A 13,073-nucleotide genomic window follows, 5' to 3' on the forward strand; every position below is an offset into this window, starting at 1 on the left:
TCTATCATTCCTAATAGCGTAGATCAATGTTTAATAAATTTATACAGAGGCCGGTCCTCTCAATAGTAATATCGCTCATTATCGTGTTCCTGGGTGTGATCTCCATCACCTCGTTACCGGTAACGCAATTCCCGTCCATCTCCCCTCCCAAGGTGAATGTGACCTGTGAATACCCGGGTGCAAACGGTGAGCTGATGATCAAATCCGTAATCATTCCGCTGGAAAGAGCCATTAACGGTGTTCCCGGCATGAAATACATGACCTCCGACGCAGGTAACGACGGTGAGGCCACCTTACAGGTCGTATTCAACCTAGGTACTGATCCTAACCAGGCTTCCCTGAACGTACAGAACCGTGTGGCTTCCGTGGTAAACAAACTCCCGCCACTGGTAGTACGTGAAGGTGTGAAGGTATCCCGTGTGGAATCCAGCATGTTGATGTACGTGAACCTGTACAGTGAAGATCCGAATGCCGATCAGAAATTCCTCTTCAACTTCGCCGACATTAACCTGTTGCCGGAATTAAGAAGGGTTGACGGTGTAGGTTTCGTGGACATCCTTGGTAACAGGGAATACGCCATGCGTATCTGGCTGAAGCCTGACCGTATGCTGGCTTACAAGATCTCTGCGGATGAAGTGATGAAATCACTGGCTGAACAGAGTCTGGAAGCCTCTCCTGGTAAAACCGGTGAGAGCTCCGGTAGAAGATCTCAGTCTTTTGAATATGTACTGAAATACTCCGGAAGGTTTAACTCTAAAGAGCAGTACGAAAACGTAATCCTGCGCTCTAATCCGAATGGTGAAATTCTTCGCCTGAAAGATGTGGCAGAGATTGAGTTCGGAAGCTCCATGTACGATATCTATTCCAACCTGAATGGTAAACCATCCGCAGCGATCGTACTGAAACAGTCTTACGGTAGTAATGCGAGCCAGGTAATTAAAGACGTTAAAGCGAAACTGAAAGAGATCAAGGGCAACTCCTTCCCGAAAGGAATGAACTATGAGATCAGCTATGACGTATCTAAATTCCTGGATGCCTCTATCGAAAAAGTGATCCACACCCTCGTGGAAGCATTCGTACTGGTTGGTATAGTGGTGTTCCTCTTCCTGGGTGACTGGCGTTCTACCCTGATCCCGGCAATGGCGGTACCCGTATCCCTGATTGGTACGTTCGTATTCATGCAGTTCTTTGGTATCACCCTCAACCTGATCACCCTCTTCGCCCTCGTATTGGCGATCGGTGTCGTGGTGGATGACGCCATCGTGGTAATTGAGGCCGTCCATGCCAAAATGGAGGAAGAACATCTCTCTCCGCTGAAGGCTACCAAAAAGGCCATGCATGAAATTGCGGGTGCGATCATTGCGATCACCTTCCTGATGTCTGCGGTGTTTGTACCGGTGGCGTTCATGTCAGGTCCGGTAGGTATCTTCTATCGCCAGTTCTCCATCACAATGGCAACTGCAATCATCCTCTCCGGTGTGGTAGCATTGACGTTGACGCCTGCGCTTTGTGCGATGATCCTGAAAAACAATCATGGTAAAAAGAAGAAATTATCTCCTGTAGATAAATTCCTGGCGGCGTTCAACAGGGGCTTTGATAAAACGCAGGGCCGCTATATGCGGATCCTGAAGTCCATTATCAACAGACGTCTGGTAACATTCGCCATGCTGGCCGGCTTCTGTGCCGCTACCTGGTATCTGAACGGACACGTGCCTTCCGGCTTCATTCCGAATGAAGACCAGGGTATGTTGTACGGTATCATTCAGACACCTCCGGGATCTTCCCTGGAAAGAACCAATCAGGTAGCAGAGAAACTGCAGAAAATATGCGAAGAGATCGATGGTGTACAATCCGTATCTGCCCTTGCTGGTTATGAGATCCTGACGGAAGGTACCGGTTCCAACTCAGGCACCTGTCTGATCAACCTGAAAAGCTGGGAAGAACGTAAACACTCCGTACAGGAAATCATTGAGGAACTGGAAGAGAAATGTAAAGACATCACCGGCGCGAATATCGAATTCTTCCAGCCACCAGCCGTACCGGGTTATGGTGCAGCGGGCGGTTTCGAATTACGTCTGCTGGATAAAGGAGGTTCCGGCGACTATAAGAAAATGGAAACTGTCAGCAATGATTTTGTAGCAGAACTGAGCAAACACAAAGAGCTGGCATCTGTATTCAGCTTCTACTCTGCCAGCTTCCCGCAATACATGCTGAAAATTGACAATGATATCGCACAGCAAAAAGGCGTAAGCATTGACAATGCCATGAATACCCTCTCTACATTGATAGGTAGTAACTACGAGATCAGCTTCATCAAATTTGACCGTCCTTATAAAGTGATCATTCAGGCTTCTCCGCAATACCGCGCACTGCCTGAGGATATCCTGAAACTGTATGTAAAGAATGACCGCGACGAAATGGTGCCTTTCTCTGCATTTATGAAGATGGAAAAAGTATATGGTCTGTCTGAGATCACCCGCTACAACATGTACAATTCTTCCCAGATCAGTGGTTCCGCCGCTCCGGGATACAGTAGTGGTCAGGCGATCCAGGTAATTGACGAAGTAGCGAAGAAAACACTGCCAAGAGGTTTTGGTATCGACTGGGCAGGTATCTCTAAAGATGAGGTGGCGCAGGGTAACCAGGCGATCTATATCTTCCTCATCTGTCTCGGATTCGTGTACCTGATCCTGGCCGCACAGTATGAGAGCTTCATTCTGCCATTCGCAGTAATCCTCTCCCTGCCAGCGGGTATCTGTGGTGCATTCTTCCTGCTGACTGTACTAGGACTGGAAAACAACATCTACGCACAGGTAGCCATGGTAATGTTGATCGGTCTCTTAGGTAAGAACGCCGTACTGATCGTGGAATTTGCCGTGCAGAAACACCGTTCCGGCTCCACCGTATTGGCGGCTGCTATGGAAGGTTCCAAAGTAAGGTTCCGTCCGATCCTGATGACCTCTTTCGCATTCATCGCGGGTCTGATCCCACTGGTGATCGCTACTGGTCCTGGTAAGATCGGTAACCGTACCATTGGTACAGCTGCTGCAGGCGGTATGTTATTCGGTACCATCTTCGGGGTACTGATCATACCCGGATTATATTACATATTCGGCAAGATTGCGGAAAAACGCATGCTTGTGAAAGAAGAAGAAGAAAATCCATTAACCGAGGAAATCGATCATAATGTATATGTATAAATTCAGGATAAACAGGAGTATCGGTGTGTTGGGGGCTTGTCTGGCAGTAGCCAGTTGCGGAGTGCCGAAAGTAGCGACGCCAACCGAAAATAAATCGGTTCCGGTCGCCTATAACGGAAACCAGGATACCACCAATACTGCTTTGGTACAATGGCGTGAATTCTTTAAAGATAAAAACCTGGTAAACCTGATCGACACAGCACTGAAAAACAACCAGGAGCTGATGATCACTTTACAGGAAATAGAGATTGCCAGAAACGATATCAGGTCGAGAAAGGCACAGTTACTGCCAACAGTAGGTGTAAGGGCGGGAGCAGGCGTTGAGAAAGTAGGACGTTATACCAGCCAGGGTGCCGGTGACGCAACTACGGAGATAGAGCCGGGAAAGGAAATGCCTGATCCCCTGCCCGATTTTATGATCGGCGCCTATGCCAACTGGGAAGCAGACATCTGGAGCAAACTGCACAATTCTAAAAAAGCAGCAGTTACCCGTTACCTGGCAAGCGTAGAAGGCAGAAACTTCGTACTGACCAACCTGATCGCAGAAATCGCCAATTCTTATTATGAACTCCTGGCGCTGGACAACCAGCTTGAGATCATCAGACAGAACATCGAACTGCAAAAGAACGGGCTGGAAATCGTAAAGGTGCAGAAAGAGGCAAGCAGAGCGACAGAACTGGCGGTGAAGAAATTCGAAGCAGAAGTACTGAAATCTCAGAGCCTGGAGTATGATGTCCTTCAGCAGGTCAAAGAAACAGAAAACAGGATTAACTTCCTGCTGGGTCGCTATCCACAGGAAATCGCCAGGGATAAAGGCAACTTCGTGGATGTTCTGCCAGCTATGGTAAATACCGGCATCCCTTCACAACTGCTGGCCAACCGTCCTGATATCAAACAGGCAGAACTGGAACTGACAGCGGCAAAACTGGATGTAAAGGTGGCCCGTGCAGAGTTCTACCCTTCCCTGGGGATATCTGCAGGTGTGGGCTTCAATGCCTTCAAACCTTCCTACCTGTTCAAGATGCCGGAATCCCTGCTGTATTCACTGGCAGGCGATATCGTCGCTCCGCTGATCAACAGGAATGCGATCAAGGCTGAGTTCAGCAGTGCCAACGCAAGACAGCTACAGGCATTGTATAACTACGAGCGGACCATCCTGAACGCCTATGTGGAAGTATCAACGCAGCTCTCCAATATTAATAACCTGGAGAAAAGCTACGATCTGAAATCCAAACAGGTAGACGCACTGACCAGGTCTATTGACGTATCCAACGACCTGTTCAAATCGGCCCGAGCTGATTATTTAGAAGTACTGCTGACACAGCGTGATGCACTGGATGCCAAACTGGAACTGGTGGAAACTAAAAAATCACAACTGAATGCAGTGGTAAATATCTATAGGAACTTAGGGGGTGGATGGAAATAAACATCCTTCTTCACAAACGAGAGCCGGTCAGGAATCCTGACCGGCTCTGCTGTTTATATCGGGTTATGACAATCAGTGGGATTAACAACAACGGGCTGAAAGACCTGCGGCCCATTGGCTCACAGGTTAAATTTCCCCTCCACTAATTTCCCTATCAACGGTATAGGGCGCTGTGCCTCATTAGACGCTGTAATGATTCCCAGCAGCATCAGAATGAACGGGCACAGCGAAATAATGTAAAACAATGTCGCCATAGATGGCAGTATACCAACCAATATGCCACTGGCAATACTCAGGGCAATAGAGAAAATAATAATACCAAGGGACTGACTCAGGTGATACTGAACAAACGGGCTTTTATCGTCAGACTTCCTGTAAGAAAGATAAGCAACTACCCATCCTATCAGCGTAATGTAGGCAACAATGGCCATCGTGCGGTTCGTCATGATATGGATTTTTGATACCATGCAAACGTAACATGTGATCAGCGACTTACCATGAAAACAGTGGCTACAAGTGGACTACGACTACAATTTGCCGCGTCTACAAAGCGTCTACCAAAAAGACACAATAACATGATTATCAGTGCATTGGTATTCTGAGCCCTTTTCCGGCCAGATTCTTTTTTGTACTTTAGTCCGGATGTTACGAGAACTCATAACCATATCGCTACTGCTCATCATTAGCCCCTTTACGTTTGCTCAGCAAGGATATATTGACTCCCTGGAAGCAAAACTCAAGCGGGAAGAACTGTCTGATTACGAAAAGACCGTTATCCGATGTAAACTGACAAGGGCACTGTTTGAGACAAACCTGGAAAAAGCGATCCAGCTCACAAATAATGCCGCCGATGCCCCCGGAGCAGACGCAAAAGCATGGCTCTACGCTACCAGGATCCATCTGCTGGTCCAACGAAAGGATAAACCCGGCGCTTACGCAGCAATGGATAGCGCCATGCGCTATGTAAATACCGCAAAGGATCCTATCGCCAAAGGGATGGTCTGGTTCAGAAGCGGCTGGCTGGATCTGATTGATAATGAAAATGATGAAGCGGTAACGAAGTTCCTGAAGGCACTGGACTACTTTAAAGGAAAAGACGGGATAGCCTATAGCGCTATCACTTGTCATTACCTGGCCAGTATATACAGCTATGGTACGGACCCCGCCCGCCAGGGAGAATATGCCCGACGCAGTTATACCCTGGCATTGCAAAACGGCGAAGCGGATGTACTGAATACTGGCTATTATACAATAGGACAATACTATTATGATCTATTTAAACTGAATCCCAAACAACAGCCACTACTGGATACTGCTCTGTCTTTTTACAGGCAGGCTATTGACCTGAATAAACGGGATCCGGCACATATACTCGTAAAAAGCAACACAGCCGGTATTGCCCTCAATCTGGCAAATATCTACTTCCAGCATTACCCCGTTTCCTACCGGGACAGCGTATATCATTATCTGGACCTGGCAGAAAATGTTACTTCGGCCAGCGGACTCACCGAAATACTGGTAAACTGTTATGGTATGCGCAGTGAATATGAACTGCTGAACAACAATCCCGCCGAAGCGGAACTCATTCTGCTGACGGCCCTGGCCCGTACAGAAACTTCACCCATCAAGATGCCTCTTACCCAGTCACGCATTTACAATGCCCTGGCCAGAGTGGCTGAGAAACAGGGAGATACGAAAAAAGCACTGGGTTACATGAAAAGTTTTGTGGCAGCTAACGAAAAAGCCTTCAACCAGGAAAAGATTAACAATACCCAACGTATAGAGGCACGTTACCGGGCAGCGCAACAGCAACAAAAAATAGTCCTGCTGGAACAGGAGGCTGCCTTCCGGGGTAAACGGAACCTGTTATACATCGGATTAGGTATCGCAGGATTCCTCGCCCTTACCTTACTCCTGGTATCCTACAACTACCGTCTGAAAGCATCTATCCGCAAACAGGCACTGATAGACAAGGAAAAAGAAGAAGTCATTCTGAAGGTAAAACTGAAAGAAGCGGAGGCCAATCAGCTGATCACCGAACAGACCCTCCTGCGGGAACGACAGGAAAGACTGGAAAAAGAACTGCTGGCCGAACAACTGCAAAAACAGGAGAAAAATCAGCTGATGGAAATGCTGGCCGATAAATCTACCGCCGGCAACGATCAGATTAAGAAACTACTGAAACGCCAGCAGCAGCTGGACGAAGAATATGAAGGCCATAAAACGGATTTCGTAGAAGTACATGCTGCCTTCTTTGAACAATTACAGCAACACGCAGGCGATTCCCTGACAAGACTGGACATGAAATACTGTTCCTATATATTGATGGGACTTTCTAATAAAGAGATCTCCAATCGCTTAAATATTGAAGCAAAAAGTATTCGTATGGCTCGCTACAGGATCAAACAAAAACTGGGCTTAGGTAAAGACGATAATCTGGACAATTTCATCAGAACATTGGGATAAAATTTTTTTTTGGGGTTACCCAACCCTCTGCTTTCATGAAGGGGTATTACTATCAAACAAACTTTATGAAAGCAACAACAATCAAGCAAACTTTATTCGTACTGTTATCTGTTAGCCTGTTCTTTTCCTGCAAAAAAGACGACAAACCGACCCCTCCAAAAGGCTGTAGCATAGATATGGCAAGCATTGCCGGCACTTACAAACTGACGGCGTTAACCTATGCTGCTGCTGGTGACAAAGACCCTGTTGACTACCTTCCGTTCCTGGATGACTGTGACAAAGACAATATCACCATTTTTGGTAAAGATGGTGTCTATGAATACAAAGATCTGGGCGCTGTCTGTGATCCTTCTTCTTCTGAAAAAGGCGTATGGAATTTACAGGATAAGACAATTGTAATAGATGGCGAAGCAACAGGGGCGATCGAAAGCTTCGACTGTAGTAAACTGGTGTATTCTGCGGGTGGTATCTTATTGCCGGGAGATAAAATGACAATGACCTATACCAAACAATAAAAGATCTCTATACTGTTGAATGACGTATGCTCCTTATTCAAAAGGAGCATACGTCGTTTGTGGTTACTGTTTCTTCAACCACTGTTTATACTCTTTGCTATCTTCTATATCTTTCAAATCGGTGTAAGATTTGTTCTCTTCCAACGTTTTCTTCACCAACTGCCAGGCTTCTTCTTTTCTACCGAGACGTAATAGTATCCTGATCTTCGTATCATAGATAAAGTATTCGCTCTTATCCTGTACCCAGGCAGCTGCCTGATTGATAAGCAGCAGGGCTTCTTCCATTTTCGCGGCATCCTCATATGTCTCAAGCATGTCCCAGGCTACAGCGTTGCCCATAATACGGATCGCCTCTTTATAAAATTTACCCATACTGGTAGCCGGCAGCATCTCTTTTGGAATCAGGGACAGTCCTTTCAGCCCCGTCTCGATACAAGCCAGTCGCACCTTTTTTTTATCTTCTTCAGACATCTCGTCATAGTCATCATCACTGGCGATATTGCTATACGCATTCGTTTTCACATAGTGCAGATACAGGAACAGGTACTTGTCTTTCACCTTACCCGTATTAAAGTATTCCAGGGCCTCGTCGTATTTCTTTATCGCATTCAGTGGCTCTCCTGCATAGTTGAACCACAGTTCATTACCTGCTTCAATAAGATCGGCCACCTCTTTCCATGATTTAGCTGTTGGCGTATCTATGACTTCATCTGGTACCCAATTCTCCCTTACATCCAGATCAACTTCCGGTAATCTTTCTGCTATCTTCAACCGATCGTCAATCGTGAAAGAATTCCCTTTCAGACTCAGCGAACGAAGTTTAGGTAGACCATACAACTCCTCCGGTAATTCGGACAACATGTTGTCACTCAAATCAAGTATACGCAACTGCTGCAATGCTCCAATTCCTTCCAGGTGTTCAGCTGTCATTGGTTTCCTCAGATGACCGACCATTTTTCCATTACCATAATCTGCTTTACTAGCCTGCAGGTCCCTTATCTCCTGTAATCTTACCGGATCATGCGCAAGATTTTTTGCGATGCCCTCAAAATCATCCTCGTCGAGATCCTGCAACCATCTCCGATAAAGATCCAGCCTCAATTCTTCCAGGGAAGTAATCTTAAAGAAACTTTTCAACAGCTCCTGTTTGACCAATGGAGAACTGGCATCATTATATATTCCTGAGGCATGTAAGACCCTTAGTTTAGTCAGTCCCGACAGATCCGGGAGTTCACTGATATAAGACAACGCACTGTCCAGGTACAGTTCTTCCAGCTGTTTCAATGTTGTAAGCGCAGCCGGAATCTGTTTAATTGAATTCTGGTTCATGGACAGGCGTTTCAGACCTGTACATCCCAGAATAGCCGCAGGAAAATCAACCGGACTAACCTCTGTGCATTTATCACAGCGTAGCTCTTCCAGTGCAGGGATACCGGCTGTTAATCCGAAACCGATACATTTACTTACATCTAATACACGCAGTGATTCCGATTGGCTAAAGCCCTCCGGTATCTTCAAGTCCTTATTCTTAGAAACATCCAGTACCCGTAGCTGCTTCAGCTGCGCCAGTTCCAGGGGCAGTGTTTCCAATGCACATCCTGAAAGATGTAATTCTTCCAGTTGTTCAAGCGCAGCTATCTCCACAGGGATCTCCTTTATACTGTTTCCACTTAATGTCAGCTTTTTCAGCGCACTGAAACTTGTCAGAATCCTCGGGAACTTACTCAGGGATTTATTACTCAAATCAAGCACCTGAACAGTTTCAGGCTTCGCCTTTCGCAGCGCCAACTCCTCCATTACAAGCAGCCGGCCGACCTGTATGCCTTTTTTCATCGGAGACTTCTTTGCCTTCAGCATGTCAATAAATGCATGCCTGTCAAATTCCTTGTTCTTGAAAGTTCCTGCAGCCATTACTTCTTCAAAATCCTTTTCAGTATAGTCATACATGAAGAAGTCATCCGAATCACCGAAGTAATTGATTAAAACAGCGTCTTTGGGCGTGATATTCGTATCATGGTCTGAATTCAGAACATACGGCACACTGGTAATTCCCTCGATAGTGATAGCACCATCATTATAGTTACCGTCTAACGCATACTTGATATCCGCATTACCTGTGATATGAATAAACTCACTGCCACTATAGAGTACGTCACATTTCACATTTCCGCATACAAACAAACAAGGGAAACTTTCTTCACCCAGTGAGATATCTCCTTTTACTGTCAGGTTACCATTTACGAATACCAGCAGGTCTGCAATCTCAGCAGGTTCTTCCTGGTCTTCCAGCATTTTCCTGGCCAGATCTGCATTCAGATCTCCATCTATCGTCAGTCCGTTTTCAAAGTATAATACGAGATTAAAATCAATAACGCCGATAGGATCGTAGCTACTGAAATCAAACTTTTCCTTTGCTTCAGCAGCAGTCAGTATCTCCGGCTGAACGGAAGCTACGGCTTCTTTAGGAGAAGCGCCTGCAGCCGCTTTGAAACCAGGTAAAAACTCATCTCTCAGGATGTGCTGTCCTTTGTTAATGTATTTACCAACCTTATCGCTGTCGGCATATTCCTTCTCCTTCACCAATTCGGGCCGCAATACAGTGATATCACTATATCCACCGTCTATACCTTCTATTTCATGATCGCCGACAATTGTTCCGGATACGCCACCCTTGAATGTAAACGAATGATCATCTGCGAAGATGGCTGTTGCCTGCGTACGACCTTCCACCGTCAATTCACCATGGTTATAATAACCATAAATGGTTTGTTCTGCCAGGAGGTCGCCTTTGACATAAAATTCTCCACCACCTTTGTTGATGCTTTTTACCTGTACATTGCCGGTAACCAGCAGATGTTCACCATTATCAATATCCGGCTGGAATAATACACCATTGACGGTAAGATTACCATCCACGATGATACCATATATGTCGTCTTTCGCGGCAATGCAAAATTTATAGGTATCCAACATGCTGTCAAAGGTGACATCGCCGTCGTATACCATATACTTTCCGCCGTCATCATACAGACCGTTAATGTACTGATTAAGCTGAAAGCGTTCTACCGCCTCCTTTTCGGAAATAATATAAAAATCACCGGGAGTCAGGGCTTTACTGTCTTTTATGATCTCTATGTAGCCTTTTCCGGTCTTCTCTTTGACAAGTTTGTCATATTCCTGCCGGGCTTTTGCGGGGTCATCAAAATCTTTTGTTGTGGTCTTTCCATGGGTACCGATCTTACCGTATCGGGTGGCAATGGTGTGGGCAGTTAATGAAATTTGCCAGAACTTTGAGGATGTCCCATCCTGTAATTCGAAATACTGGAGCATTTTTTTGATAGGTTTTACAATAATGATGTTCGCTTACTATGGCCGTCTTATCCGACCGGCCACATATTTATTTAGTACAGAATCTTTGATATACTGAGTAAAATTTTCAAAAGCCGTATCTCCGAGGTTTCCGCCTGGAAATTGGTTTCCCTTATATAATAACAGGTAAGAGGTCCCATCACAGCAGCCACTATTTTTGCCATCTTTTCTGGAATTTGCTGCAGTACGGGAAGCCTGCTCCGTAAATTTCTCCCAGCCAGCTATATCCATACGAAAACCAAATCCCGAAAAAGGGAGCACATCCTCTGTTTGATCTGCAAATCCGATGATAGCACCTCTATGCTGTGGCATAGTCTTATAAATAACACCTTGCGCACCATCTCTGCGTTTCCGCAGATGTAGTACATATGCTGTGTCAAAGGAAGGAAGGCAAAAAAAGAAAACGCTGTTAGTATCTTGCAGATCTTCATTAAAAGGAATGGAGAAACCCTCAAGCAATGCTGCAGATTCGGATCGCATCAGGGTTGGCATAGAATCCGTCACGTTATGCTCCTGATTATTGGAGGTTTGTTGCTGGCATGATAACAAAAACAAAACAATAGTCCCTAAAAAAATGGCTTTCATGAGATATTAGTCCCGGTTAAGAGAATAAATATAATATAATTATTTTATTACATCCGGGAACTTATAAATAAAGAGGTCCCCTGACACAGAGAACCTCTTTTATTGTACACTGTTCTAGGGCAGGATAGGTCTGTAGCGCTCCAAAGATTACCTTCCTAGTGAAGTTCCTGATTGGTAATAACAAGGCAAGCATAATCTCTACAGCAGGTAATGAAAAAAGAAAGAATAAGTAAATGATTTTTGCTCAACGCACCGTAAGGAATAGCATGGCGATGAGATAAGCCATCAGTATTTCAATGGATGATCGCTTCATTTCCCGGATTTAGATATTGGTTGATAATAACGACAGAAAGGTAGGAAGATACTATGCTATATTTTATCAGTCTGCATATTAATTGCGTTTATATCCAGATTAGCTATCTGTTTCATTGTTAGAAAAAACCTGAGCCGCTGAAGCAATTTGATCTTAAACGAAAAAAGCCGGTGTAAGTAGCTTACACCGACTTTTTTTGAAAAACTATATCCTATTAGAAGAATTTTGGACAGTCCACTCTTGCCTTCTTTCTCTCCGGACTAAGCATAGACCCGAAAGTATATCCGATAGACAATTCATGTGTACCGTTATTATAACTCTGTAGTGGTCCTGTAGAAAAATCGTAGGCATATCCGATGCGAAGATTTTCCGATGGGAATACCTCTATCGCTGCAATAGCAGAGTTCCTGGTGGACAGTGCTTTTTGCAGATAGTCCTTACTATAAAGGTCAACACGGGTACGATAACCACCACCGACCCAGAGCATCTGTTTAAACAGTACAAAGACGTTGAGGTCCATACTGGTTGGTCCTCCCCTGTCATCCTTAATCAGGAAAGACGGTTTCAGTTGTATCTGGTCATTTATCGGCAGCATAAAACCTGCCGTCAGATAATAGTGCGGTCTTGGTTGCGGTATATATGCGTATTTAGCCTTGTTGACGTGAGGCGATACAAGATTATCAACAGAAAATCCTGCATAGAATGTCTGATCAGCATAATAGATCCCCGCTCTGGCATCTGGGACCATTGTTTTGATAACGCCAGGCGTAATAGTCGTTTCCGGATCCTGTGTCCAGAGCTGTCGGCCATCTATACCCAACTGTACCAATCCGGCACTGATACCGAATGAGAGTCTGGCGGTACCATCCTCATTTGTTCTGATACGATAGGCGTAGTTGGCATACACAGATTCAGAAGTCTGGGCGCCTAACCTGTCGCCACCTACCTGTACACCCCATCCTACATTACCTTCAGCAGCGATGTTGTCTACTGCAATAGAGAAACTCCGCGGAGCCCCATCAATGCCCGCCCACTGATTACGGTAATAACCGTGTATGTTCAGCACTTCCTTATAACCAGCATATGCAGGGTTAATGTATATACCATTGAACATGTACTGGCTGAACTGTGCGTCTTGCTGAGCAAACGCAAGTTTGCCCAGCAACAACGACATCATCAATATTAGACTTCTTTTCATG

8 protein-coding genes are annotated in these 13,073 nt (G+C 45.4%); 4 read left to right on the forward strand and 4 right to left on the reverse strand.

What is annotated here, in order from left to right:
• Window positions 1-26 precede the first annotated feature (26 nt).
• The gene (locus tag CPIN_RS26535; protein WP_012792959.1) at window positions 27-3,200 is read left to right on the forward strand and encodes an efflux RND transporter permease subunit; all 3,174 of its coding nucleotides are present in this window, start codon (window positions 27-29) and stop codon (window positions 3,198-3,200) included.
• On the forward strand, window positions 3,187-4,626 hold the full coding sequence (locus tag CPIN_RS26540; RefSeq protein ID WP_245552034.1) for a TolC family protein: 1,440 nt from the start codon (window positions 3,187-3,189) through the stop codon (window positions 4,624-4,626). Before CPIN_RS26535 ends, CPIN_RS26540 begins: the two co-directional genes overlap by 14 nt.
• Window positions 4,627-4,745: 119 nt before the next feature.
• Here the strand turns inward: CPIN_RS26540 and CPIN_RS26545 are convergent, their stop codons facing one another.
• Window positions 4,746-5,072, reverse strand: coding sequence for a magnetosome magnetite crystal formation protein family (locus CPIN_RS26545; RefSeq protein ID WP_012792961.1), 327 nt, complete (start codon window positions 5,070-5,072; stop codon window positions 4,746-4,748).
• A 196-nt stretch (window positions 5,073-5,268) separates the two neighbouring features.
• Between CPIN_RS26545 and CPIN_RS26550 the strand changes: the two genes are divergently transcribed.
• Window positions 5,269-7,092 (forward strand): LuxR C-terminal-related transcriptional regulator, encoded by a 1,824-nt coding sequence (locus tag CPIN_RS26550; protein ID WP_012792962.1) that lies wholly within the window; start codon window positions 5,269-5,271, stop codon window positions 7,090-7,092.
• A gap of 65 nt (window positions 7,093-7,157) precedes the next feature.
• Window positions 7,158-7,607 carry a lipocalin-like domain-containing protein gene (locus tag CPIN_RS26555; protein WP_012792963.1) on the forward strand — a complete coding sequence of 150 codons (450 nt, stop codon included), beginning with the start codon at window positions 7,158-7,160 and terminating at the stop codon, window positions 7,605-7,607.
• Window positions 7,608-7,670: 63 nt separating this feature from the next.
• Here CPIN_RS26555 and CPIN_RS26560 read toward each other — a convergent pair whose 3' ends face one another.
• The 3 genes from CPIN_RS26560 to CPIN_RS26570 form a co-directional block, all read right to left on the reverse strand.
• On the reverse strand, window positions 7,671-10,937 hold the full coding sequence (locus CPIN_RS26560) for a leucine-rich repeat domain-containing protein (protein ID WP_012792964.1): 3,267 nt from the start codon (window positions 10,935-10,937) through the stop codon (window positions 7,671-7,673).
• A 36-nt stretch (window positions 10,938-10,973) separates the two neighbouring features.
• The gene (locus tag CPIN_RS26565; RefSeq protein ID WP_012792965.1) at window positions 10,974-11,561 is read right to left on the reverse strand and encodes a hypothetical protein; all 588 of its coding nucleotides are present in this window, start codon (window positions 11,559-11,561) and stop codon (window positions 10,974-10,976) included.
• 527 nt (window positions 11,562-12,088) lie between these two features.
• Window positions 12,089-13,072, reverse strand: a complete 984-nt coding sequence (locus tag CPIN_RS26570; RefSeq protein ID WP_012792966.1) for a PorP/SprF family type IX secretion system membrane protein — start codon at window positions 13,070-13,072, stop codon at window positions 12,089-12,091.
• Window position 13,073: the final 1 nt, after the last annotated feature.

The sequence above is a fragment of the Chitinophaga pinensis DSM 2588 genome, from assembly GCF_000024005.1.
GTDB lineage: Bacteria > Bacteroidota > Bacteroidia > Chitinophagales > Chitinophagaceae > Chitinophaga > Chitinophaga pinensis.

Coding starts and splice junctions, on each gene's coding strand:
- CPIN_RS26545 (WP_012792961.1), bottom strand. CDS start 5,072: ATGACGAACCGCACGATGGCCATTGTTGCCTACATTACGCTGATAGGA.
- CPIN_RS26555 (WP_012792963.1), top strand. CDS start 7,158: ATGAAAGCAACAACAATCAAGCAAACTTTATTCGTACTGTTATCTGTT.
- CPIN_RS26570 (WP_012792966.1), bottom strand. CDS start 13,072: ATGAAAAGAAGTCTAATATTGATGATGTCGTTGTTGCTGGGCAAACTT.
- CPIN_RS26540 (WP_245552034.1), top strand. CDS start 3,187: ATGTATATGTATAAATTCAGGATAAACAGGAGTATCGGTGTGTTGGGG.
- CPIN_RS26560 (WP_012792964.1), bottom strand. CDS start 10,937: ATGCTCCAGTATTTCGAATTACAGGATGGGACATCCTCAAAGTTCTGG.
- CPIN_RS26550 (WP_012792962.1), top strand. CDS start 5,269: ATGTTACGAGAACTCATAACCATATCGCTACTGCTCATCATTAGCCCC.
- CPIN_RS26535 (WP_012792959.1), top strand. CDS start 27: ATGTTTAATAAATTTATACAGAGGCCGGTCCTCTCAATAGTAATATCG.
- CPIN_RS26565 (WP_012792965.1), bottom strand. CDS start 11,561: ATGAAAGCCATTTTTTTAGGGACTATTGTTTTGTTTTTGTTATCATGC.